A 24,240-nucleotide genomic window follows, 5' to 3' on the forward strand; every position below is an offset into this window, starting at 1 on the left:
CTAAGCCTCCCAGCCAGCCCCATTTACCGCCGCCTGCACCAGTGGGTGCAAGTCTGCCCCCTGATGCGCCGTCTGCCAGGCCAGCAACTCCTTGCGCATGCCGGGCGTCCAGTACATCTGCAGGTGATTACGCACGCCGAGCACGGCCTGTTGCTGGTCTGGTTCGCCGGCGAAGTACTGGGCGATCTGGTTGGCCATTTTGATCAGGCTGGCGGTGCTCATCGGCGTACCTCGGCTTTTGTTCCGGCGGTGCGTGCCTGGCGGCGTTCGTCGAGCAGGCGTTGTTGTTCGTCGCTGAATTCCTGGTAGCGTTTTTGCCACTCGGAAGGGTGGTAGACGCGGCTGACTTCCACGGCGGTGACCTTGTACTCCGGACAGTTGGTGGCCCAGTCGGAGTTGTCGGTGGTGATGACGTTGGCCCCCGATTCAGGGAAGTGGAAGGTGGTGTACACCACTCCCGGGGCTACCCGTTCGGAGACCCGCGCACGCAGTACGGTCTGTCCGGCGCGGCTGCCGATGCCGACCCAGTCACCTTCGTTGATGCCACGGCTTTCGGCGTCGGTCGGGTGGATTTCCAGGCGGTCTTCGGCGTGCCAGGCGACGTTGTCGGTACGCCGGGTCTGGGCGCCGACGTTGTACTGGCTGAGGATGCGCCCGGTGGTCAGCAGCAGGGGATAGCGATTGTTGACCTTTTCCTCGGTGGGCACGTAGCCAGTGAGCATGAAGCGCCCCTTGCCGCGCACGAATTCCTCGATGTGCATGGTCGGCGTGCCGTCCGGCGCCGCCTCGTTGCACGGCCATTGCAGGCTGCCGTGGCGCTCCAGTGAGTCATAGCTGACCTTGGTGAAGGTCGGCGTCAGGCTGGCGATTTCATCCATGATTTCTGACGGGTGCCGGTAGTTCATGGGGTAACCCAGGGCGTTGGCCAGGGCCACGGTGCCTTCCCAGTCGGCCTTGCCGCCCAGCGGCTCCATGACTTTGCGCACCCGGGAGATGCGCCGCTCGGCGTTGGTGAAGGTGCCGTCTTTTTCCAGGAACGAGCAGCCCGGCAGGAACACGTGGGCGAACTTGGCGGTTTCGTTGAGGAAAATGTCCTGCACCACCACGCATTCCATGGCCGACAGCGCCGCGGTGACGTGCTGGGTATTGGGGTCGCTCTGGGCGATGTCTTCACCCTGGCAATACAGGCCCTTGAAGCTGCCGCCCAGGGCTGCCTCGAACATGTTGGGGATGCGCAGGCCCGGGTCGGGTTGCAGGGTGACGTTCCAGGCCTGTTCGAACTGCGCTCGTACCACCTCGTTGGAGACGTGCCGGTAGCCGGGCAGCTCGTGGGGGAAGGAGCCCATGTCGCAGGAGCCCTGGACGTTGTTCTGCCCGCGCAGCGGGTTCACGCCCACGCCTTCGCGGCCGATGTTGCCGGTGGCCATGGCCAGGTTGGCGATGCCCATGACCGAGGTGCTGCCTTGGCTATGCTCGGTGACGCCCAGGCCGTAGTAGATCGCCGCATTGCCGCCGGTGGCATACAGACGGGCGGCGGCACGGATGTCGGCAGCGGCTACGCCGCAGATGGCGCCAAGGACTTCCGGCGAGTTTTCCGCGCGGCTGACGAATTCGCTCCAGTGGGCAAAATCGCTGCTCTCGCAACGGGCGTCGATAAAGGCCTGGTCGAGCAGGCCTTCGGTGACGATGACGTGGGCCAGGGCGTTGAGCATGGCGACGTTGGTGCCTGGGCGCAGGGCCAGATGCAGTTCGGCGCGGGCATGCGCCGAGTCCACCAGATCAATGCGTCGTGGGTCGATGACGATCAGCCGCGCGCCTTCACGCAAGCGGCGTTTGAGCTGGGAGGCGAACACCGGGTGGGCGTCGCTGGGGTTGGCGCCCATCACCAGGATCACGTCGGCCTGCATCACCGAGTCGAAACTCTGGGTGCCGGCGGACTCGCCCAGGGTTTGTTTCAGGCCATAGCCGGTCGGCGAGTGGCAGACCCGCGCACAGGTGTCGACGTTGTTGTTGCCGAAGGCGGCGCGCACCAGTTTTTGCACCAGATAGGTTTCTTCGTTGGTGCAGCGGCTGGAGGTGATGCCACCAATGGAGTCGCGGCCGTATTGTTGCTGCAGCCGGCGGAATTCGCTGGCGGCGTAGGTCACCGCTTCATCCCAGCTGACTTCCTGCCAAGGGTCGTTGATGTGCTTGCGGATCATCGGCTTGGTGATGCGATCCGGGTGGGTGGCGTAGCCCCAGGCAAAGCGCCCTTTGACGCAGGAGTGGCCGTGGTTGGCCTGGCCGTTCTTGTCTGGAACCATGCGCACCAGCTGGTCGCCTTTCATCTCGGCGCGGAATGAGCAGCCCACGCCGCAATAGGCACAGGTGGTGATCACGCTGCGTTCGGGCTGACCCAGTTCGACCACGCTTTTTTCCATCAGGGTCGCGGTGGGGCAGGCTTGCACACAGGCGCCGCAGGACACGCATTCCGAGTCGAGGAAGTTCTCGCCACCGGCGGCCGCGACCCGGGATTCGAAACCGCGCCCGGTAATGGTCAGGGCAAAGGTGCCTTGGGTTTCTTCGCAGGCGCGCACGCAGCGGTTGCAGACGATGCACTTGCTCGGGTCGTAGTCGAAGTAGGGGTTGGAGGTGTCCTTCAGGTCGGCCAGATGGTTGTCGCCTTCATAGCCGTAACGCACCTCCCGCAGGCCGACCTGGCCGGCTACGGTTTGCAGCTCGCAGTTGCCGTTGGCCGAGCAGGTCAGGCAGTCCAGCGGGTGATCGGAGATGTACAGTTCCATGACGTTGCGGCGTAGGGTCGCGAGCTTCGGCGTCTGGGTGTGCACGCTCATGCCTTCGCTGACCGGCGTGGTGCAGGACGCCGGGTAGCCGCGCATGCCGTCGATCTCCACCAGGCACATGCGGCAGGAGCCGAAGGCTTCCAGGCTGTCGGTGGCGCACAGTTTGGGAATGGTGGTGCCCAGCAGCGCGGCGGCGCGCATCACCGAGGTACCTTCGGGCACGCTGATGCTGCGGCCGTCGATGTTCAGGGTGATTTGCACCTGGCTGTCGCGGGCCGGGGTTCCAAGATCGATATCGGTGTTCGGGTCAAAGAGAGTGATCATTGGTCGGCCTCCGAGGGCTGCAGACCGAAGTCGGCGGGGAAGTGCTTGAGGGCGCTGGCTACCGGATAGGAGACCATGCCGCCCAGCGCGCACAGCGAACCGTATTGCAGGGTGTCGCACAGGTCCTTGAGGATGATCACCTGCTCATCACGACCGCTCTGGTCAGGCGCGGCCAGCAGGCGGTCGATCACCTCCACGCCGCGGGTCGAGCCGATGCGGCATGGGGTGCATTTGCCACAGGATTCCTCGGCGCAGAACTGCATCGCGAAGCGCGCCATGCGGGCCATGTCCAGGCTGTCGTCAGCCACCACCACCCCACCGTGACCGAGCATCGCGCCGATGGCGGCGAAGGCTTCGTAATCCAGCGGCGTGTCGAATTGCTCTGGTGGCACCCAGGCGCCGAGGGGGCCGCCAACCTGGGCGGCCTTCAGCGGCCGGCCACTGGCGGTACCACCGCCGTAGTCTTCCACCAGTTCCCGCAGGGTCAGGCCAAAGGCCCGTTCCACCAGGCCGCCATGACGAATATTGCCCGCCAGCTGGAAGGGCATGGTGCCCAGGGAGCGGCCCATGCCGTAATCGCGATAGAACTGCGCGCCCTTGGCCAGAATCAGCGGCACCGAGGCCAGGGTCAGCACGTTGTGTACCAGCGTCGGCAGGCCGAACAGACCCTGCAAGGCGGGGATGGGGGGCTTGGCGCGGACGATCCCGCGCTTGCCTTCGAGAGAGTCCAGCAGTGCGGTTTCCTCACCGCAGATGTAAGCGCCGGCACCGACTCGCACTTCCATATCGAAGGCCTGGCCGCTGCCGCCGACATTGGCGCCGAGGTAACCGGCGGACCGGGCGATTTCCAGCGCCTCGCGCAGTGTGGCCACGGCCTGTGGATATTCCGAGCGCACATAGATGTAGCCGTAGCTGGCCCCGACGCTGAGACCGGCAATGGCCATGCCTTCGATCAGCAGGAAGGGGTCGCCTTCCATCAGCATGCGGTCGGCGAAGGTGCCGGAGTCGCCTTCGTCGGCGTTGCACACAATGTATTTCTGCGCAGCCTGGGTGCCGCGCACCGTGCGCCATTTGATCCCGGCCGGGAAGGCCGCGCCGCCACGGCCACGCAGACCCGAATCGAACACCGCGGTCGCGGTCTGCTCGCCGCCCAGGGCGATGGCCTGGGTCAAGCCCTCGAAGCCGCCGTGGGCCCGGTAATCCTCCAGGGACAGCGGCCGGGTAATGCCGGCGCGGGCGAACAGCAGGCGTTGTTGAGTCTTTAGATAAGGCAACTGCTCCACCGGGCCCAAGGCCAGTGGGTGGGCGGACGGCTCGCCTTGCAGCGCATCGAGCAGGGACGGCACATCGGCAGCGGTCAGCGGGCCGAAGCCGATACGGCCTTGCGGGCTGTCCATTTCCAGCAGCGGTTCCAGCCAGTACAGGCCGCGAGAGCTGGTGCGTTGCAGGTCCAGCGGCAGATTGCGTTCCTGTGCCCCCGTGGCAAGGGCAGCGGCCACCTCATCGGCGCCCACGGCACGGGCCAGCGAATCAGCGGGTAGATAGAGGCACGGCATCATGCGTCCTCCCGGCAAGCGTCGAGCAGGGCATCCAGGCGTTCGGCGCTGAGCCGCGCATGCAGCTGGCCATCCAGCTCCAGGGCGGGCGAGCAGGCGCAGGCTCCGAGGCAATACACCGGGCGCAGACTGATGTTGCCGTCGGCGCTGCTGCCGTGGTCGTCCAGTTGCAGGCGTTCGCGCAACTGCGCAGCGAGCTGCTCGGCGCCGCGGCTCTGGCAGGACTCGGCCCGGCACAGGCGCAGGATATGTCGGGCCGGGGGCGCGGTGCGGAAGTCATGGTAGAAGCTGATCACCCCGCGAACCTCGGCCTGACTCAGGTTGAGGGCGTGGGCAATCTCGGGGATGGCGACATCGGGGATGTAACCGATGCCCTCCTGAATCTCATGAAGGATCGGCAACAGTGCGCCCGGGGAGCCCTTGTGGCGCTCCAGCAGGCTGTTGACCATAGGCAGGTGCAACATCTCATCAGGCATACAGCAATCCTCACGATCACGGGCAAACCAGGCGGTTGTCGGTTGTCCGAAAGTGTCGGCTGCGGCACTCACACCACGTCACGGTATCGTGGCATTTTCAGGCCGTTGGCCAGGGCACCCTGAGCGGGCATCTTGTTTGGGCCCAGTGCGGTCTTTGCCGCACCTGTTCAGGGCATAACCGGCAGCTTGCCACGCTGCCTTTGATTCATCTGCACCAAAGCGACGTGTTCGATTCTGTCTACGACCCTCTATTGAGTCTAGAAGAGCGCAGCCCAAGGCGTCGTCCCTGAGTGGTCGTTATGCCCTTTCGCTTCAGGGTTTATGCACAACGGATTGCCCGCCGGAGGATTTTTCGGCTGATTTTGTGGAGCGGTTCTCATCATTGTGCAACTGGCTGTTTTCTCGATCATTTATTTTATGAACAAAAAATGACCAGGCGGGTTTTTGCTCGTCGAGCTATGGATTTAGTGGCTTTCTGTAAAAATCATCAACAGAGTTATCCACAGGCTGGCGAGGTGATGGATCCAAACGCCTTTGTAGGAGCAGCCGGTCGACGCTTGATTGCTCCGGGCGGCGTTCCGACGATGGACTCAAGGGCGACGCGTTTATTCAGAAAACACGCGTTTTCGTTAACGTCCATCGCGAGCAAGCTCGCTCCTACAGTGCTCAGGGATCAGGCGACCTTAAACGCCTTTCTTGACCGCATCGATCAGATCCTGGCTCAGGACTTGAGCCGGACCCACTTGCACGCTTTCGGTGTAGAACGGCGGAAGGTCCTGGGCCAGGGTCGACAGCGCCTGAGGTGTGGTGTTACCCGGCAGCAGCACGTATTGCAGGTTCGACGGATAACTCTGCGGAACCTCGCCTTCCATGGTCGAGCCGTAAGCACCGAGGGCCATCACGGCTTGCGGGGTGCTCGGGTCGGGGGCGTAGAGGAACACGAAGGTGCCGTATTTGGGGTGGGTCAGGTATTGCTCGGCTTGTGCGCGAACCTCCGGGTGTGGGTCATTCATCAAGGTCCAGCGCATGACGGCGTAGCCGCGGGTGGTTTCCATGAAGGCGGTTTTGATCGGTGATTCGTTCTCTACCCCGCCCAGGCACACCAGCAGATTGCCGAATGGGTCGAGCAAGGCCACGGAGTTGAAGACGCTGGCTTGCTGCGCGGTCGCTAACAGCGGCGGCGCCAGTTCCGCACCCGGGTCTCGCGGGTTGGTACAGCTGACGGTCAAGGCGTAAGGGCTCAAACTGGTCAACGCCTTGCGCACCGGGCTGTCGGCCGGGAGTGTTGCGGGGTTCTTCAGTTCAGAGGGATCCACACCGCTGTTGTTGCTCGCTTCACGCACCGTATTGACGCTGGCGTCGAATATCGAAGCGGTGAGGTAGTAGGCCCGTGAATTGATGCACTGACCGGCGAATATCGGGCTTTTTGATCCCTGGTAGGCACGATCGAGCGGATCGCCGACGGCGTAATAGCCCCAGGTGGCTTGCGCCTGCTGGCGAATCTCTGGGGGTAGGGACGGGAAGTCGAACTCGCTGTTGTAGTTGATCCCGGCATAGGTATCGATCGCGCTGACGGCGACATTGAAGCCAGCGGTGAGCAACGAGCCCGCGCACATGGCGCAAGGGTCCAGGGTGGTCACGACCGTCAGTTGGTTGGGCGGAGGAAGGTTCTGCGCCGCTGCGTTTTCGTAGTACCAGTCGACCAGTTGTCGCTCGCCGTGGGCGGTCGGGTCGTGAGGCAAGAAGTACGTGGTGGTGTTACCCGGAAAGGGCATCAGTACGTTGTTGTGCATGGCGGCGATGACTTCGCCGGTCGCGTTATTGATGATGGCGCCGCCGACGGCGAAGGTTTTCTGAATCGCGGCGAGAATGGCCTGATCGGCGACGGTATCTACAGCTTCCTGCGCACTGTTCACTGTGCTCATGGTGTGCCGGCTCCTTGCTGTCCTTTCGCCAGTGCATTCTGGCGTCTGAAGACGATAGCTCAGCTTTTCGAAAGGGGTTATGTGCTTTTGCTCGAATGCTTATGCACAACTGATTGGGCGAAAAGGCAAGGAATGGGCTATTTTTTGGATCCGATATTATTGCTTCGCAACTGGCTGTTTTTTCGGTCGTTTATTTTATGAACAAAAAATGACCAGTAGAGTTTTTTGCGCTGAGGCGTTGCTTTCAGAGCCTTCGCGCGAAATTCATCAACAGAGTTATCCACAGGCTAGAGGGGCAATGGATCCGAATTACCGACGTTCAGCCAGCAGCAGCAAATTGCGCGGTGTCAGCGGGGTTTCGCAGAATAATCCGAGGCGCACGTCGTAGCCTTGTTCTTCCAGAAAAAGCGCGCGATCGAGCACTAGCCAGAGTTCCAGTGGCCGACGAAACAGGCCACGCACCAATTCCAGATTGCGCACCTGCGCCAGTCGTTTCCAGCCGGCAGCTTCCAGTGCCGACCAATCCTGCTCGGCGACTGTGGATAAGTCCTTGAGTGCGGCGAGATCGCGGCAGTAATCGGCGAATGGCTTGTCCAGCCAGGCGCTGGGCAGTGACGGTGTCGGCAAGTACTGGTCACAACCGCGCAGTTGCCGTTGCAGCAGATCGAAGGCCAGGCGCCGGGCCATCGAGGTATCACGCAGGCGTCGTACGCGAGCGCCAGCGGTGACGGTTTCGCTGAGAGGCAGCGCCAGATCATCGAGTGACAACTGTAGGCCAGATGCCTTGGCTGCGACGCAAAGTGCCTGGTACTCGCTGCTCTGGATGCGGTTGTAGCAGCAGGGGGCGATTGCCAGTTGCTTGCAGCCTGCATTGCTGGCGAGTTGCATGAGGCGCACATGCAGATCGCCGCAGGCATGCAGGGCGACCGGGGTGTGTTCGCTGGTCAGGCGAGCTGCCGTGTTCGCTGCCAGGACGTCTTGTTGGAGATGGGTAACAGGCAGTTGATGACGTCGGCTGAGTTGTTCGCCTGCATCGATCAGCGCCGGGTCGTATTCCAGGCAGGTCAGCTGTTGCCCGGCTTGCAGCAGACGACGTCCCAAGTGGCCTTTACCTGAACACCAATCGAGCCAGTGCTTGGGTGTTTCGGCAAATTGCAGGCAACTGGCGAAGGCCTCGATCTGCTGCCATTTGCGCCCGGGGACATCGACGTTCAAGCGGTGGGCAGCAGGTTCAAGCGGCTGGCTGGGCAGTTCGCCGACAGCGCTGAGGGCGGCCGATGTGGCCGCCAGCTCGGAGAACGGTGCCGGGGCATCGAGGTGTTGCGGATAGTTGTGACTGGCTTCAGCGTCGTCCAGCGAACGTTGCCGTAGCCAGTTGGCCAACTCGGGATGCTGCGCTTCCCACGGCAGTTGCCGATGGGTGAAAGGGCGCGGTCGCCACAGTGCCTGATGCTCGATCAGAAACGCATCCAGTGCCTTGAAACGGGCGAGCAGTCGCTCGCCCTTCAAAACCTGCGACAGATCAGCGTCCCTGACAGGCATCGACCCGCAACCGGCGTTCCAGCAGCTTGAAGCCGCGTACCAGAACGTAGGCCATCAGCAGGTAGAACATGCCGGCAGCGAAGAAAATTTCTACTGGCATATAGGTCCGCGCAATGATGGTCCGGGCCATGCCGGTCAGTTCCAGCAAGGTCACGGTACTGGCCAGGGCGCTGGCCTTGAGCATCAGGATCACTTCGTTGCTGTAGGCCGGTAAACCGATCCGTGCCGCACGCGGCAGGATGATGTAGAACAGCGCTTTGGGCCGCGACATGCCGAGGGCTCGGGCGGCTTCGATCTCGCCGGGTGGAATGGCCTGGATTGCGCCGCGCAGGATCTCGGCAATGTAGGCCGCCGTGTGCAAGGTCATGGTGGCGGTGGCGCACCAGAACGGACTGCGCAGGTAAGGCCACATGGCGCTCTCACGCACAGCGTCGAACTGCGCCAGGCCGTAGTAGACCAGGAACAACTGCACCAGCAGCGGCGTGCCACGGAAGAAGAAAATGTACGCATAAGGCAGGGCGCGCACGTACCAGAGCCGCGACGAGCGAGCGATGCCCAGCGGAATGGCCAGCAGCAAGCCGAGGATGACGGCGATGGCGACCAGTTCCAGGGTCAGGGTTGCGCCCTGCGCCAGCTTCGGCAGCCATTTGATGATCACTTCCCAGTTCATTGCGTGCTCCTCGCGAAGCCGCGAGCGGCGCGTCGTTCCAGAAAGTGCATACCGGTCATGGCAAGAATCGTCAGGCCCAGGTACATGAAGGCTGCGACCATATAGAAGGTGAACGCCTGTTTGGAGAAGTTCACCGCGATTTGCGAGTGACGCATGATCTCTTCCAGACCGATCACCGACACCAGCGCGGTGTCCTTCATCAGGATCATGAACAGGTTGCCCAGCCCCGGCAGGGCAATGCGCCACATCTGCGGCATGATCAACCGGGTGAAAATCCGCAATTTCGACAGGCCAAGGGCCACGCCGGCTTCACGGTGGCCTTTGGGGATCGCCAGGATCGCACCACGGAAAACTTCCGTGGAGTAGGCGCCAAAGCACAAGCCAAGGGCGATCACACCGGCAGCGAAGGCATTGAGTTCCAGATCGGGGTTGCCGAAAAACTCACCCAGCGCGCGCATCAGGTTGACCGTGCCGAAGTAAATCAGCAGTACCCAAAGCAGTTCCGGAATGCCTCGAACCAGCGTCGAGTAAGTGCCGCCAAGCCATTGCAACGGCTTGTACGGGGAAGTCTTGGCCAAGGCGCCGAGCAGACCGAGAACCAGCCCCAGGCACAATGCCGAGAGAGCCAGTTTGACGGTCATCAGCGCGCCAGCGGCGAGCGCCGGGCCGAATCCGTAGAGATCGATATTCATGGAATTCTTTTTTTAGATCGCAGCAGGCTTTGCCAAGGACCGTCACCGCTGGGTTGCGGTGACGGTCAGCAAGTCAGTATCAATAGATGCTGAACGGGAAGTACTTGTCGTTGATCTTCTTGTAGGTGCCGTCAGCCACGATTTCTTTCAGCGCAGCGTTCAGCTTCTCGCGAATCGGGTCGCCCTTGCGTACCGCGATACCGATCTTGTCGCTTTCTTCCACCGGGTCGCCCTTGAACTCGTAGGCTCTGCCGGCATCGCTTTTGAGCCACTCATAGTTGACGTACTTGTCCGCGAGGATCGCGTCGACGCGGCCTGAGGTCAGGTCCAGGTAGGCGTTTTCCTGGGTGTCGTAGAGTTTGATCTCGACCGTGTCACCCAGGTTGTCTTCCAGCCAGGTACCGGCCAGAGTCGCGCGTTGGGCGCCGATGACTTTGCCTTTCAGCGAGTCTTTGTCGGTCTTGAAGTCGGTTTTGGCTTTAGGCGCGATGAATTGCAGTTTGTTCGAGTAGTACGGGTCGCTGAAGTCGACGGCTTGCTTGCGTTCGTCGGTGATCGACATCGATGAGATCAGGAAGTCGAACTTCTTGGCATTCAAGGCCGGGATGATGCCGTCCCAGTCGGAGGTGACAATGCTGCACTCGGCTTTCATCTTGGCGCACAGGGCGTTGCCGATTTCGACGTCGAAACCGACGACCTGGCCGCTGGCATCTTTATTGTTGAACGGTGGGTAGGCCGCTTCGATGCCCATCTTCAGGGTTTCGGCAGCGGCGGTGGCGCTGAATGCCAGGGAAACGGCAGCGGCCAGGAGGAATTTTTTATAGCTCTGCATTGGGGTTTGCTCCGTTAGCGGTTGCTGGACATGAACTGTTTGCAGCGTGCCGAAAGCGGGTTTTCGAAAACCTGCTGTGGCGATCCTTGCTCTTCGATCAGACCCTGATGAAGGAACACGACTTCACTGGAAACCTGACGGGCGAAGCCCATTTCATGGGTGACCAGTAGCATCGTGCGGCCTTCTTCAGCCAGTGCGCGGATCACATTAAGTACTTCCTGAACCATTTCCGGGTCAAGGGCCGAAGTCGGCTCATCGAACAGAATGACTTTGGGTTGCATCGCCAGGGTGCGGGCGATCGCCGCGCGTTGCTGCTGACCGCCGGAGAGTTGCGCGGGGTAGGCGTGGCGTTTATCAGCGATGCCGACCTTGGCCAGCAGGGCTTCGGCGATTTCGGTGGCTTCGGCTTTGCTCTGGCCGAGTACGCGGCGCGGTGCTTCGATGATGTTGTCGAGCACGCTCATGTGTGGCCAGAGGTTAAAGTTTTGAAACACAAAACCGATTTCGCTGCGCATGCGGTTGATCTGCCTGCCGTCGGCAGCGACCAGCTCGCCGTTTTTCGCGGCCTTGAGTTTGAGCTCTTCGCCGGCCACCAGAATCTGGCCCTGATGCGGGTTTTCCAGCAGGTTGATGCAACGAAGGAAAGTGGACTTGCCGGAACCGGAGGAACCCAGGATCGAGATCACATCGCCGTCGCGTGCGGTCAGCGAGATACCCTTGAGTACCTCAAGCGTGCCGTAGCGTTTATGCAAGTTGCGGATTTCAAGCGCGGGCGTGGCCTCAGCCATTTGCAGTCCTCATTGTGTTCTATTGCACTCCTGCTATTGGTGGCCTTCCTGGCGAGGCGGCCAAGCTAGCATAGCGTTGGAATGACAGCCAACAGCGCTACGGGGGGTAAACGGGTGGTGTGTGGCAGGTTGTCGCATCGGTACAGCAGACTGTCGCGCCATCAACAACCGAACACTCGTTTGAACCTAAATTCCGGCGGGTGTCGCCTGAAAAAGGGCGCGATGGTGCCAGCTTTGACCGGGTGTTGGAAGCGCTAAGCGGCATCAGATAACTGATCTGCCCCTTTATTGTGCGCGACTGATTTTTTCAGGGTGTTTCCGGTGCGGTATTTCGTCCTTGAAGTGGGGTGCAGGGTAACGCTGTGGCAAATAGCCATTAAACTCAATGACTTGCGATTATCGACCGGTCGTCCCGAAGTCCCCGTATGCCGGGACTCTGAAATATTTTGGCGCAAAACTTGCGTAAAAAATAAGGAACGCCCCGTTGGATACTTTTTACGAGAAAGTCTGCAGACGGGGTGGACTGAATCGCTCTTCATCGCAAAGGTAGTTTCAATGAGCAATACCCAAAGCTCCAATGGTCTCGAACAGGGGCTCAAACCGCGGCATGTGACCATGCTGTCGATCGCCGGAGTCATCGGCGCCGGCCTGTTCGTCGGCTCCGGACACGCCATCGCCGCCGCCGGTCCCGCTGTGCTGCTGGCCTATGCCGCCGCCGGTACGCTGGTGGTACTGGTAATGCGCATGCTGGCCGAAATGGCCATTGCTTCGCCGGACACCGGCTCGTTCTCGACCTATGCCGATCGGGCGATCGGTCACTGGGCCGGTTTCACCATTGGCTGGCTGTACTGGTGGTTCTGGGTGTTGGTGATCCCGCTGGAAGCCAACGCCGCCGCGACCATCCTCCACGCCTGGTTCCCGGACGTGGCAATCTGGGCGTTCACGCTGGTCATTACCTTGCTGCTGACGGTGACCAATCTGTTCAGTGTGAAGAATTACGGTGAGTTCGAATTCTGGTTCGCACTGGTCAAGGTGGTCGCGATCATCGGCTTTATCATCCTTGGCGTGCTGGCGATCTTCGGCCTGCTGCCGACTAGCCAGGTCAGTGGTGTCTCGCACCTGTTCGATACCCAAGGCTTCCTGCCCAACGGCATGGGCGCGGTTCTGGCCGCGATGCTGACCACGATGTTCTCGTTCATGGGCACCGAAATCGTCACCATCGCCGCCGCCGAATCGAAGAATCCTGGCCAGCAAATCTCCAAGGCCACCAACTCGGTGATCTGGCGGATTGGCTTGTTCTATCTGGTATCGATCTTCATCGTTGTGGCGCTGGTGCCGTGGAACGACGCAGGCCTGGCGCAGGTCGGTTCCTACCAGACCGTGCTCGACCGCATGGGCATTCCCAACGCCAAACTGATCGTTGATCTGGTGGTCCTGGTTGCCGTGACCAGTTGCCTGAACTCGGCGCTGTATACCGCCTCGCGCATGCTCTTCTCCCTGGGCAATCGTGGCGATGCACCGGCCGCCGCAAAAATCACCAACAACAGCGGCACGCCGTACTGGGCTGTGATCCTGTCCACGGCAGCTGCGTTCCTCGCGGTATTCGCCAACTACGTGGCTCCGGCTGCGGTGTTCGAATTCCTGCTCGCCAGTTCCGGTGCTATCGCCTTGCTGGTGTACCTGGTGATCGCCGTATCCCAGTTGCGCATGCGCCAGAAGCGCATGGCCGTCGGCGAGAAAATCGCCTACAAGATGTGGCTGTTCCCGGGCCTGACCTACGCGGTGATCGTGTTCATCGTCGGGATACTGACCATCATGCTGTTCCAGGAAGCGCATCGCGTGGAAATCCTCGCGACCGGTGCGCTGAGCATTCTGGTGATCGCGGCAGGTCTGCTGGTGGCGCGTCGCCGCAGGCTCGAGAAGCTTGGGGCGGTGGTGTTGAATTGATGGTTTGATTCAATCACGTCATGCAAAACGGCCGCTGTCAGGGATGACAGCGGCCGTTTTTGTTTCTGGGTGCTTTAACGAATGGATTTACTCGTTCGTTTCCATAAGCACATCGAGTGCCTTTTTGTAGCTGTCCAGCGCGGTCCCGAAATCAGCTATGACTTCAGGATCTTCAAGCCAGCGTTGGGCTTGCTCGCGATCAATACCGTCGGCCCACATGCGGTAATCAATCAGCAGGTCCGCGGCCAGGTGGGTGGCGGCCATTGCCTCGTTCTCGGCATTTTCCATGTCCAGCAGTTCCGGCTGGTCGTCGATGATTTTGCTGAGCGAGTGGAGCATCCCTACCAGCATCTCGACGCGACTGGTCTCTTCCGCGTCCTTCATGAGGTAGAACATATCCAGGATATCTTTTGGAATTTGTTCGCCTATGTCGGCCGGATCGTCATTCAATCCCAGGGGTTTTCTGGTTCCCATGCGCAATTGCTTGGCTTTGGCCTTCGCGCGTTTGGCGCGTTTCTGTTGTTTGTTCAGGGATGCCATTGGTTTCGGTCATTTTCAGGAGGGATATTGCCGGGCATTAAAGCGCAAAGTGAAGAGCCGATAAATCATTCCGATTGCGGACCCTGACTGAGCAGGCGCTCCTCCAGTACCGCCCGCTCGCGATCCAGTTCGGTGCGAAGCTCTTCTTCGCTCGGTAGCACAAGCTTGTATTTGCTGGCGAACAGCTGTTCGTTGCCTTGGAGTACCGAGTAGCGCACCACAGACTCATCTTTCTGCGCACAAAGAATAATGCCCACCGTTGGCCCGTCGCTTGAGGTCGTCGTACATACGCACGTACATGTCCATCTGGCCGATGTCTTGATGGCTCAGTTCGCCGCGTTTGAGGTCGAAGATCACGAAACATTTGAGCAGGTAGTTGTAGAACACCAGATCAAGGTAGAAATCTTTGCTTTCGGTACTGATGCGTTGCTGCCGAGCGATGAAAGCGAAGCCTTTGCCGAGTTCCAGCAAGAATCCTTGCAGTTGATCGATCAGCGCTTGTTCGAGGTCGTTTTCCAGAAGGGTTCCGGCGTTAGGCAGACCAAGGAACTCCAGCACCACAGGGTCGCGCACGAACTCTCGCGGGCTTTTGTTGAGAGTCTGAAGATGGGTGGCTGCTTCTTGCTCGACCAGAGGGCGATCCTTGCTGGCCAGCAGGCGCTCGTAGTAGAGCGTTGCAATTTGTCGTTCCAGTGCGCGGGTTGACCAGTTAAGCGTGGCGGTTTCGTTCATGTACCACTGGCGGGCGTTGTTGTTTTCAACTCGTAGCAGAGTGCGGTAGTGGGTCCAGCTCAATTCGGTACGCACTGCGTTCCAAATTGGGAATGTTCGGTAGAAGTCTCGCATGTGGCGCAGGTTTCGCTCATCGAAGCCTTTTCCAAACTCTTCAGTCAGCAGCTTGGCCAGTGTTGGCAGCAATCGCTTGCCATAGGCGGCCCGCTCAGCGCCTTCCTGCTCGAATTCAACAATATGCCGACCGATTTGCCAGCAGGTTTGCACTTGCAGCGTGTCCACCGCTCGCAGCGCTTTCTGGCGTGCCTGGCGGATCAACTCGCCGAGACTGCCGAGCAGTGGGGCGAGTTGTAGATTCTGATCGTTGATTGAGGTGAGTGTGCTCATGGAGTCTCCCGCAGTAAGAGCTGTGCGCGGTCGAGTGCGGCAGGAGCATTGACCGAATCAGGCAGAAGAGGATGCCTGTAAACGCTGATCCGGCTTTGTGGGAAGGGTCTGGTTGTTCGGAAGGAAAAGGCTACAAATGAAAACGGCCACCGTCATGTGATGACGACAGCCGTTTTTTGTCAGTTCGAAAAAGTCAGTCTGAAGACTTCAGCAATGCCTCTGACGCAGCAACGTAGCCGGACTGGAAGCAGCCCGGTTTCAGCGGGGGGTTACCCAGTCCTCAACGCGCAAGCCGTGAACACGTTCAAATTCTCGAAGGTTGTTCGTCACTACAATCAGGCCCAGGGAGCGAGCATGGCCAGCGATCATGTGGTCATACGGGCCTATCGGTGTTCCCGCTTTAGCAAGTTCGGATCTGATCATGCCGGTATGCGCAGCTGCTTCATAGTCATAGGGCAGTACGTCAAGCCGAGCGGAGAAACCTTCGATTACCGCCAGATTCCTTTCCGGTGCTGCTGACTTTTCAGCACCGTAGATCAGTTCCATCAGCGTGACAGCGCTGATGCACAGTTGACCATGGTGACGATTGAACGCCTCGCGCACGATTTGTGGTTTGTTCTTGATGGTGAAGATGCAGATGTTGGTATCGAGCATGAACTTGATCATTAGAACGACTCGCGCTCCTGATCGGCTGGTTGTTCACGACCGGCCATAAAGTCGGGGCTCACGTTTTCTCCGTCGAACCAGCTATCCCAGGCTTCGCCAGCAGGGGTAATGATACGGGTTCGGCCGATCGCCACGACATCGACCCGCTTCACGTCTTGAGGCATTGCCACTGCTTTGGGCAGCCGAACTGCCTGGCTTCGATTGCTCATGAAAAGGGTGGTCTGTTCCATTCGATTCTCCTTGGCTCTGTATAGCGGCAGCAAGCCCAAGCATAGAATGTGGGCGGGATATGTCAACGGGATATACGTCATGACTGACGAAGGGTGGAGGGGAATCGTGGCACTCTTCTAACGAAAACGGCCGCCGTCATGTGATGACGGCGGCCGTTTTGAGTCGGCTCGAATAAGTCAGTCTGAAGACTTCAACAATGCCTCCGACGCAGCCACGTAGTCGGCCTGGAATTGCGCGCTCTCGATCCAGGCAAGAGCTGCTGCCTCGTCCGCCTCGGTAGACCACTGGCGATACTCGATGAGTGCCGCGAGTATGAAGTCGGTCGCGCCTTCTTCACCTTCCTGCTCAAGCACCAGCTCAAGCAGCGGATCTCCCAGAAAGGCCGCGCACATCGCTTGCTGGCTGGTGGTTGCGGCGGCGCGCATTTTCTGGAACAGCTCGGTCAAGTCCACCGATTCAAAGTCGATGCGATCGTCATTCGGATCCAGCGCTTCGACTGGGGCGCCCGCGCGCTGGGTTCGGTTCTGTTTGGCCTTGGCTTTAGCGCGGGAGGCGCGTTTGTGTTGTTTGTTCGCGGATGCCATGGGCTTCGTTCCGTATTCCGTTGAGAGGGGGCAGATCAGTCAGGTGCAAGGCGTGGTATTAATTGCCCCTGGGTACCGGGGGCAAGCTTGCCGTTTTGCAGCCAGGACAATGCAATGGGCCATAGTGTGGCTTGGTAAGGGCTACGAAAAAAAGCGAAATGTCCGACTTCTACTTCGCCGATGTCTTCTGGGGCGATTCGCAGGTGCGTGTTCGTACTGGCAGTGAAGTAGCCAAGCAGTCGCTCGATGGCTGAAATGGTGCCGTAGGGATCGTCGCTGAGGCTGATGGCAAGTGTTTGCGCCGTGACAGTGGAAAATGGCAGCTCATCAAACATTCGCCCGCTGGGGCGTCTCTCGTACTGTGCGGTCGGGGTGCTCCAGTCCCGGACCACGCCGGCAGGGGTGTCTTCAAGCCAGCCCAGACGCTTGCCGGGGAAGTAACCGCAGAACATCGTCACCAGCGGCATCAGCAGATGCCACTTGCAGAACATCTGCCAACGGTTGGCCGCAGCGTAATCGCGCCAGTAGGCGAATTGAGCGCCCACGGTCACCAGGCGTCGGATCAGCTGCCCCGAGGCGCCGAGCCCGGCCGCGCAGCCGCCGAAGCTATGGCCGACCACGTCTATGGGCTGGCCGGGAAATTCCCGGCGTGCGCGTTGCAACATCGCCTCGAAATCGAGCGCGCCCCAATCTGACCACGACGCGTCAAAGCCACGTAAGGATGCCGGTCGTGACTCGCCGATCCCGCGATAATCGTAGGCGATGACGTCGAAACCGTTGTCGAACAGATAATCAGCGAAGCGAAAGTAATGCCGGCAGCGCACTGAGGTTGCCGCATTGATGATCACCACCGCACGCTCGACGTCTCCATGACGATGGCGCCAGGTGAAACCACCAAGGACGAAACCATCGGCGGCAATTTCCTTGAATGACTCGCTGGGCCCGGTCCTGAGCAATGGCGGCGGAGCTTGAACGGTCGTCGATTGCGAGAGCAAGGATGGACTCTGCAGGCTCATGGGCACTTGCTCTTTTTCAGGAAGGGCGGAAGAACGATCAAGCCGCTGCTCACTATAGGCGCGGCTGAAAATATCGGCTCTGCTTTTTAAAGGCCTTACTGTCTGGCCCCATCCATTCCGGTTTTTTGGAGGATTCACGCCAAATTGATCTAAATGGCCGAGCAATGCATAAACTTATTAAAGCCAGACGGATCAACAGTACAGGGGAGAGACCTGAATCGGGACACCACCGTTTTATGGCATGGCTTCTCAATGGTGGCATCCCATTTGTTGGGTTCTACAGGAACCCGGGAGTCATCATTATGAAGTCCTTCCGTTTATTCGCATTTGGGGCTGTCATGCTTGGGCTGTTGGGGGTATCTCCGGCGGTGCTGCAGGCTGCCACTGCGACCAACGAGCCGATTGATATGTCTGGTGTGCAGCTGGAACCGAAACAGCAAAATGGAGTTACCTACCTGTCAGGCGGCATTGGTCTGGACGAGTCACGGGCCATTCAGCAGGTCAAGGGGTACAACCTGCATATGACCTTTTCCGCTGGCCCGGCCAATGAATACACGCCTGATGTCAGTCTCGCGATTCAGAACATGCAGGGGCAATCAGTACTGGCCCTGAGTGACATCGGTCCTATCGTTTACGTTCAGTTGCCGCCGGGTAAATACCTCGTCGTCGCCACTCGCGCAGGTCAGGAAAAACGAAGTGATGTTGAACTCAAAGGCGGGGCGGTTCGTGATCTGGTATTTCACTGGAGTGATACAAATTAACCCCTGGCAGTCGTTAGCATTCCTACAAAAATCACAGGCCACAAAAAGCCCGTACACGGGTTTTTTGTGGGCTGCAACGAAGCAAGCCGAATCTGCTGGGGATGGAGATAGCGCCGGTAGAGGCAGGACTGCTCCAGCTTGAAGTGGTAGAGATTTCAGCGGGTCAGTACGAAAGGCTTCGTACATCCTCTAAGATGCTGGCCTTTTACTACATCGTGGATTTGATCTAATGGCGTCGAACATCTCTTTTTCACACGTGTTTCGTGTGAATTTACGCCGCCTGATCCTGTCCCTTGCCTTTCTCAGTGCCCTGATCACCCTGGCCAACACGTTCTACGCCAGCTATCGCGTCCAGCGTCAATTGTTGATCGACAATACGCTGGCGAGCAATCGCGCTTATGCAAGCAAGCTGGCCGACAGCGTTGATCAATTCCTGCAGTCAACACATCAACAACTAGCCTACAGCGCCGGCCTGCTGGCCAAAAATTTCAGGGATACCTCCCTGCTGATGACTGAGGCCGAACGTCTGCGCCTGCAGACGAACAGTTTCAACTCCGTGGTGTTTGTCGATGCTAACGGCTGGGTACTGGCTACCTCGCCAGATACCCTTGAGATTCGCGGGAAAAAGCTGGAGTCGCCTGGTGCCATCGAGGCCTTGCGTGAACGGCGGCCGCTGGTCAGTCAGCCCTATGTCTCGGTGGCAGGCAATCTGTTGGTATTCATTTCGTACCCTGTTATCGACAATGCCGGGCAATACCTGGGCTATATCGGCGGTACTGTCTACCTGAAGCAGAAGAGCATCCTCAACAACCTGCTTGGTGAACATTACTACCGCGATGGCTCCTATCTGTATGTAGTCGATCAGAACAGGCGCTTGTTGTATCACCCAAACCCTGCTCGGGTGGGTGAAGCAGTTGGAAAGAACCCGGTGATCGATGCGCTGATCAGTGGCGACACGGGCGGCATGCGTCTGCACAACAGTGAGGGCGTCGATATGTTGGCTGGCTATGCCGTGGTGCCGTTGACTCGCTGGGGGGTCGTAGCACAGCGACCGACACAGGCCAGCCTGGCTTCGCTGAATGAGTTAATGTTCAGCGTGCTGCGCAATACCTTACCGCTGGCGCTGCTGACCCTGCTGTTCATCTGGTGGTTCGCCCAGCTGATTTCCCGACCGCTGCGGCAACTGGCTGATAGTGCCCAGGATATGGATCGATCGGCGACTGCCGAGCGTATCCAGAATGTGCGCTCCTGGTACTTCGAATCCTCTGAAATCAAGCGCGCGATGCTGGTTGGCATCAACCTCCTGCATTACAAGATCAACAAACTCCGCCTGGATGTGCAGACCGATCCTTTGACCGGATTGCACAATCGCCGTGGCCTGGACCTGGCGTTGGACCTATTGAAATCCGAGCAGCGGCCTTTCGCGGTAGTGTCGCTGGATATCGACCACTTCAAATCCGTCAACGATACGCACGGACATGATGTGGGCGATCAGGTGTTGCAGAGTCTGGCCCGGTTGATGCGCAACGGCTCGCGGAATGACGATGTGCTCTGCCGGGTGGGGGGCGAGGAGTTTCTCATTCTGCTGCCTGACGTTGCCCCCGAGATCGCCGAACAGGTTGCCGAGCGTCTGCGGCGACAGGTCGAGCAATTGCTGATTGAGCCCGTCGGGCAGATTACCATTTCCATAGGTGTTGCCCACCGGTTGCAGCATGTCGATGAAGTCGGAGCTGTTCTCAAGGCTGCCGACGAGATGCTGTACAAGGCCAAGCGGACCGGCCGCAATCGGGTAATGGTCGCTGAAAAAATGGTCTGAACGCAGCGCTTGGAACAAGCTGGCGGTTGCCAGCTTGGCCGCCAGTTTTCCTGTGACATAGATGCCCATGGCGCAACCTGAGCTTATGAAATCCCAGACAACAAAAAACCCGCACAAGGCGGGTTTTTTGTGGGCTTTGATGTGGTGGTTGACACCACATCAAAGCTGAATGTGGTGCCCAGAGACGGAATCGAACCGCCGACACGGGGATTTTCAATCCCCTGCTCTACCGACTGAGCTATCTGGGCAACGGGGCGCATTAAACTGGTTTTTCGGGGGGTCGTCAAGCAAGTTTTGAAAAAAAGTTTAATTATTACCGTCGCTTACGGTCCCAACCCAATTGCAGCGGGTTATTCAGCGGGTGGCACGTAGCCGTCGGCCTTGGCGTAATCCTCGCCGGAAAAGAACTTGTCCATCTCGCCCTGCAGATATTTGCGGTCTTCGGCGTTCATCATGTTCAGGCGTTTTTCGTTGATCAGCAGGGTCTGGTGCTTCTGCCAGTCAGTCCAGGCCTTGGCCGAGACGTGATCGAAAATGTCCTGGCCTTTGGCGCCCGGGAATGGGGCGCGCTCAAGAGCGGGCAGTTCTTCTTTGTACTTGCGGCACATGATGGTGCGGGTCATGACGACTCTCCTGCGTTCAATACGTCGGCCGCGCGTTTGAGCAGCTTTTTCACCGGGGCGGCAAGGCCCAGGCGCGGCGGGGTGGCGAGGTTATACCAGAGCCAGTCGGCCTCGGCCACGTGATGGCCGCACGAATGGACCTGAACCAGCCAGGGTTCGATAGCCAGTTGGAAATGGCTGAAGGTGTGAATCAGGCTCGGCAGTTCGTGATGCTTGCCCAGTTCCAGCGAGTGTTGCAGTGCCAGATGTTCCAGGTCGCCGAGGTCATCCAGTTCCGGCAGGCTCCAGAGACCGCCCCACAGGCCCGTGGAGGGGCGTCGGTAAAGCAGGATGGCGCCATCGCGGTTGGCCAGCATCGGCATCAGGGTGCGCTTCTGCGGGACGCTCTTGCGTGGTTTGGGCACCGGGTAGCGGGTCTCCAGACCAAGCATGTGCGCTTCGCAGCCGCTTTCCAGCGGGCAGAGCAGGCAGCTGGGTTTGCTGCGGGTGCAGAGTGTCGCGCCAAGATCCATCATCGCCTGGGTGTAGTTGTTGACCCGGCTGTGGGGTGTGAAGCGCTCAGCATTGGCCCACAGCTGTTTGGCGACCTTGGGTTCGCCCGGGTAGCCCTCTTGTGCGGTAAAGCGCGCCAGCACCCGTTTGACGTTGCCATCGAGGATCGGCGCGCGCAGGCCCATGCTCAGGCTGGCGATGGCGCCGGCGGTGGACAGGCCGATACCGGGCAGCTCGATGAGCTTCTCGACGTCGCGGGGAAACTCGCCGCCGTAGTCGGCGACGATGATTTTCGCGGTCTTCTGCAGGTTACGGGCGCGGGTGTAATAACCCAGGCCGGTCCACAGATGCAGCACTTCGTCTTCGGGTGCAGCGGCCAGGGCTTCGACCGTCGGCAAGGACGCCATAAAGCGGTCGAAGTAGTTCAGCACGGTGCTGACCTGAGTCTGCTGCAACATGATTTCCGAGACCCACACCCGATACGGGGTGATGCCCTGTTGCCAAGGCAGATCGTGGCGGCCATGGCGGTCGTACCAATCCAGCACCGCGGTTGAAAATTGCTCGGCTTTCATCGTTTGAACAGCCCCTTGAGGGCGTCTTTGAGTTCCGGACTGACTTTGTCGCCGAGTTTCTCTTCAAGCTTTTCGTTGAGCTTGTCGCCGGCCAGTTTGGCCGCGACCTTGCCCAGGCCATCATTGTCCAGACGGCAGGCCTTGGCGCCCAGCTCCAGCGGACCACGACAACGCAGCGGCCACTCAATGCCGACATAGCGTTGGTTGACCTCGCAGGCCGGGTCCGGCATGTCGCGCTTGTCGCCTTCGATGACGATGCCGACGCGGTAGTCCATGCCCAGCACTCGCAGGTCGACGTCGCCGTTGCCGTTGACGGTCAAGCCGGGGATACGCGCTTTCAGATCCGGGTTGCTGGCCACGCCGTTACGCACGGTCAGGTTGCCCTTGAGCTCCTGGAACGGTGTGTCCTTGCCCCGCGATGGACCGTCGAGGGATTTGCGGTTGAGTGTGGCGATGCCCTGGCAGAGTTGTTGCTCGAGGTTGGCGTTGAGCAGTACGCCATCGTTGAGGACGAAGCTGGCAGTGCCGTTGAGGCTGTCGATCAGGGTCTTCTGGCTATTGCCGCTGCCCGTCAGGTGGCTGTTCAGCGTAACCAGGCCTTTGACCGGTGGTGTTTGCCCCTGGCTTTCGAGGATGCGTTCGACCGGTACTTTGTTGATGCGCGTCTGCATGCTCAACAACGGCACTGGCTGGCGCACGTCAAGGTTGCCATTGGCTTCGAAACTACCGTTGTAGAGATCCCCGCGCAGGTTTTCGAGCTTGAGCAGACCGCCCTGGCCGGAAGCTTTCAGCGCTGCGTTCTGGATCGGCAATTTGTCCAGGATCAGTTGGCCGAAACTCAGGTCAGCATCGATATCCAGTTTGCTCAGGCGTTCGACCGGCAGCAGTTTTTCAGTGCTCCAGGCGCCCTTGGTCGGTGCCGGCGGCAGAGGGGAGGTGGCGGGACCGGCCGTGGCAGTGTCTTCGCTGCTTTTCACTTCGGCCTTACGGGCCACCGCCGCGCTGTTGGCTTCTGCGGATTCTGGCGGCAGGTAGCGATCGACGTTGAACGTGTCGCCCTTGAGCTGCACGCGCAGTGACTGCTTGGCGAAATCATCGACGGCAATGCGCCCGGTGAAGGTGCCATCGTCGAGTTTCAGATTCAGGTCTTCGAGGGCGATGCTGGTGGGCGTACCTTTGACGCGGCTGGCCAGTTCAACCTTGCTCAGGCTGCCCTCGGCCATCGCTGGAAGCTTCTGGCCGATGCTGTCGACAAACTTCGCCAGATCGAACTGTGCAATCGACAGTCCGCCGCTGATCTGCGGCGTCTTGTCCAGATCGTTGACCTTCAGCTCGCCCAAGGCGCGCAGTTGGTTGGCGGAGATTTTCAGACCGGTCCATTCGGCAACGTTGGCGGCCTTGTCGAGCAGCAACTGGCCCTGGGCGGCGAAGGTCATGGTCTTGCCTTGCAGCGGTTCGCCAGAGGCTTCGCCGGTCAGTTTCATGTCTTCGAACTGATAGCGCTGGAGTGCGCGCTCATAGCGCAGTTCGCCGTTGAGTTCGGTCCTGACGCGCAATACGGGCTGGTTGCTGCCCAGGAATGCGGTCAGTTTGACCGGGATATTCGTCGTGTCATGCACCGGCCCGGTGCTCAGCTGGATGCTTTCGGCGCTGAATTGTTTGCCACTTCGTTCATCGTTGTATTCAACGCGCGCGTTGTTCACGGTCAGGCTGTCGATGTCCAGGCGGGCCGGCTGGATTACTTTGCCAGGGGCTGAGGTGGTGGTTTGCGCCGGTTCAGTGGTCGCTGGTGCATTACCGCCAGCGGGCGTGGCCACGGGTGCAGCCTTGCCGATGTCTTCCCAGTTGCCGTGGCCGTCCTTGTCGCGATTCAGACGCAGGTTCAGGCCTTCGACGCGGACATCGCTCATCTGCACTTCGCGGCGCAACAGCGGCAGGACCCGTACCGACAGGCCGAGCATCTGCAGGTCGGCAAAAGGTTGGGTCGGGTTGGCCAGGGTCGCGACGCTGGCCTCGTGCAATTCCAGGCCAAGCCAGGGGAACAGGCTCCAACCGATATCGCCGGTGAGCGTCAGCTCAATATGGGCCTTGTCGCGGGCAATCTGGCGAATCTCGTCTTTGTAGTCGTTGGGATCGAACAGGTGGGTCAGGGCAAAGCCCAGAGCCACGATGATCAGCAACAGCCCGAGAATTACCAAACCCAGGATTTTGCCAAACGCTTTCATGGGCGAGTCCTTGTAGTGTGTCGAATACGTATTTAGCCGGGGAGTATAGCCCTCTGAACC

General features: G+C 59.7%; 21 protein-coding genes, 1 tRNA gene and 1 pseudogene. 3 read left to right on the top strand and 20 right to left on the bottom strand.

Annotated elements, in window-relative coordinates; all coding sequences use genetic code 11:
• From AC3I0A_RS01375 to AC3I0A_RS01420, 10 genes are all read right to left on the bottom strand, one after another.
• A complete protein-coding gene (locus AC3I0A_RS01375; protein ID WP_489375855.1) occupies positions 1–222 on the bottom strand; it encodes a formate dehydrogenase subunit delta in 222 nt (73 codons plus the stop codon).
• Positions 219–3,107, bottom strand: a complete 2,889-nt coding sequence (fdhF, locus tag AC3I0A_RS01380; RefSeq protein WP_489375856.1) for a formate dehydrogenase subunit alpha — start codon at positions 3,105–3,107, stop codon at positions 219–221. Before fdhF ends, AC3I0A_RS01375 begins: the two co-directional genes overlap by 4 nt.
• Positions 3,104–4,666 carry a formate dehydrogenase beta subunit gene (locus AC3I0A_RS01385; protein WP_489375858.1) on the bottom strand — a complete coding sequence of 521 codons (1,563 nt, stop codon included), beginning with the start codon at positions 4,664–4,666 and terminating at the stop codon, positions 3,104–3,106. The genes fdhF and AC3I0A_RS01385 overlap by 4 nt, the downstream gene beginning before the upstream one ends.
• On the bottom strand, positions 4,663–5,139 hold the full coding sequence (locus AC3I0A_RS01390) for a formate dehydrogenase subunit gamma (RefSeq protein WP_489375859.1): 477 nt from the start codon (positions 5,137–5,139) through the stop codon (positions 4,663–4,665). The genes AC3I0A_RS01385 and AC3I0A_RS01390 overlap by 4 nt, the downstream gene beginning before the upstream one ends.
• A 683-nt stretch (positions 5,140–5,822) precedes the next feature.
• Positions 5,823–7,064, bottom strand: a complete 1,242-nt coding sequence (locus AC3I0A_RS01395) for a nucleoside deaminase (protein ID WP_489375860.1) — start codon at positions 7,062–7,064, stop codon at positions 5,823–5,825.
• A gap of 309 nt (positions 7,065–7,373) precedes the next feature.
• Positions 7,374–8,606, bottom strand: coding sequence for a methyltransferase (locus AC3I0A_RS01400; RefSeq protein ID WP_489375861.1), 1,233 nt, complete (start codon positions 8,604–8,606; stop codon positions 7,374–7,376).
• Entirely contained in the window at positions 8,587–9,276 is a 690-nt protein-coding gene (locus AC3I0A_RS01405) for an ABC transporter permease (RefSeq protein ID WP_489375862.1), read from the bottom strand. The genes AC3I0A_RS01400 and AC3I0A_RS01405 overlap by 20 nt, the downstream gene beginning before the upstream one ends.
• A complete protein-coding gene (locus AC3I0A_RS01410; protein WP_489375863.1) occupies positions 9,273–9,968 on the bottom strand; it encodes an ABC transporter permease in 696 nt (231 codons plus the stop codon). Before AC3I0A_RS01410 ends, AC3I0A_RS01405 begins: the two co-directional genes overlap by 4 nt.
• A 79-nt stretch (positions 9,969–10,047) precedes the next feature.
• Entirely contained in the window at positions 10,048–10,800 is a 753-nt protein-coding gene (locus tag AC3I0A_RS01415; protein WP_489375864.1) for an ABC transporter substrate-binding protein, read from the bottom strand.
• A 14-nt stretch (positions 10,801–10,814) separates the two neighbouring features.
• Complete coding sequence (locus AC3I0A_RS01420) at positions 10,815–11,588, bottom strand: ABC transporter ATP-binding protein (protein ID WP_489375866.1); 774 nt, start codon at positions 11,586–11,588, stop codon at positions 10,815–10,817.
• 555 nt (positions 11,589–12,143) lie between these two features.
• On the opposite strand from AC3I0A_RS01420, the gene gabP reads away from it, so the two are divergent.
• A complete protein-coding gene (gene gabP / locus AC3I0A_RS01425) occupies positions 12,144–13,535 on the top strand; it encodes a GABA permease (protein ID WP_489375867.1) in 1,392 nt (463 codons plus the stop codon).
• Between the two features lie 87 nt (positions 13,536–13,622).
• On the opposite strand, the gene AC3I0A_RS01430 is transcribed toward gabP, so the two are convergent.
• The 6 genes and pseudogenes from AC3I0A_RS01430 to AC3I0A_RS01455 form a co-directional block, all read right to left on the bottom strand.
• Complete coding sequence (locus tag AC3I0A_RS01430) at positions 13,623–14,075, bottom strand: hypothetical protein (protein ID WP_489375868.1); 453 nt, start codon at positions 14,073–14,075, stop codon at positions 13,623–13,625.
• 65 nt (positions 14,076–14,140) lie between these two features.
• Positions 14,141–15,194 (bottom strand): annotated as a pseudogene (locus AC3I0A_RS01435) (PDDEXK nuclease domain-containing protein).
• A gap of 258 nt (positions 15,195–15,452) precedes the next feature.
• Entirely contained in the window at positions 15,453–15,860 is a 408-nt protein-coding gene (vapC, locus tag AC3I0A_RS01440; RefSeq protein WP_489375869.1) for a type II toxin-antitoxin system tRNA(fMet)-specific endonuclease VapC, read from the bottom strand.
• On the bottom strand, positions 15,860–16,090 hold the full coding sequence (gene vapB / locus AC3I0A_RS01445) for a type II toxin-antitoxin system VapB family antitoxin (protein ID WP_489375870.1): 231 nt from the start codon (positions 16,088–16,090) through the stop codon (positions 15,860–15,862). Before vapB ends, vapC begins: the two co-directional genes overlap by 1 nt.
• Positions 16,091–16,267: 177 nt before the next feature.
• Positions 16,268–16,675: a hypothetical protein gene (locus AC3I0A_RS01450; RefSeq protein ID WP_489375871.1), complete on the bottom strand. Its 408-nt coding sequence runs from the start codon at positions 16,673–16,675 to the stop codon at positions 16,268–16,270.
• A 35-nt stretch (positions 16,676–16,710) separates the two neighbouring features.
• Positions 16,711–17,691 carry an alpha/beta hydrolase family protein gene (locus AC3I0A_RS01455; protein WP_489375872.1) on the bottom strand — a complete coding sequence of 327 codons (981 nt, stop codon included), beginning with the start codon at positions 17,689–17,691 and terminating at the stop codon, positions 16,711–16,713.
• A 302-nt stretch (positions 17,692–17,993) separates the two neighbouring features.
• Between AC3I0A_RS01455 and AC3I0A_RS01460 the strand changes: the two genes are divergently transcribed.
• Both AC3I0A_RS01460 and AC3I0A_RS01465 read left to right on the top strand, forming a co-directional pair.
• Positions 17,994–18,452 carry a carboxypeptidase regulatory-like domain-containing protein gene (locus tag AC3I0A_RS01460; RefSeq protein WP_489375873.1) on the top strand — a complete coding sequence of 153 codons (459 nt, stop codon included), beginning with the start codon at positions 17,994–17,996 and terminating at the stop codon, positions 18,450–18,452.
• A gap of 229 nt (positions 18,453–18,681) precedes the next feature.
• The gene (locus AC3I0A_RS01465) at positions 18,682–20,268 is read left to right on the top strand and encodes a sensor domain-containing diguanylate cyclase (protein ID WP_489375875.1); all 1,587 of its coding nucleotides are present in this window, start codon (positions 18,682–18,684) and stop codon (positions 20,266–20,268) included.
• A 172-nt stretch (positions 20,269–20,440) separates the two neighbouring features.
• Here AC3I0A_RS01465 and AC3I0A_RS01470 read toward each other — a convergent pair.
• The 4 genes from AC3I0A_RS01470 to AC3I0A_RS01485 all read right to left on the bottom strand — a co-directional run bounded on the left by AC3I0A_RS01470 (position 20,441) and on the right by AC3I0A_RS01485 (position 24,180).
• A tRNA-Phe gene (locus AC3I0A_RS01470) sits at positions 20,441–20,516 on the bottom strand.
• 102 nt (positions 20,517–20,618) lie between these two features.
• Positions 20,619–20,891, bottom strand: coding sequence for an oxidative damage protection protein (locus AC3I0A_RS01475; protein WP_489375876.1), 273 nt, complete (start codon positions 20,889–20,891; stop codon positions 20,619–20,621).
• Positions 20,888–21,955, bottom strand: a complete 1,068-nt coding sequence (mutY, locus tag AC3I0A_RS01480; protein WP_489375877.1) for an A/G-specific adenine glycosylase — start codon at positions 21,953–21,955, stop codon at positions 20,888–20,890. Before mutY ends, AC3I0A_RS01475 begins: the two co-directional genes overlap by 4 nt.
• Positions 21,952–24,180 carry an AsmA family protein gene (locus AC3I0A_RS01485; protein WP_489375878.1) on the bottom strand — a complete coding sequence of 743 codons (2,229 nt, stop codon included), beginning with the start codon at positions 24,178–24,180 and terminating at the stop codon, positions 21,952–21,954. The genes mutY and AC3I0A_RS01485 overlap by 4 nt, the downstream gene beginning before the upstream one ends.
• Positions 24,181–24,240 lie beyond the last annotated feature (60 nt).

The sequence above is a fragment of the Pseudomonas sp. KH_024_B2 genome (assembly GCF_057839965.1).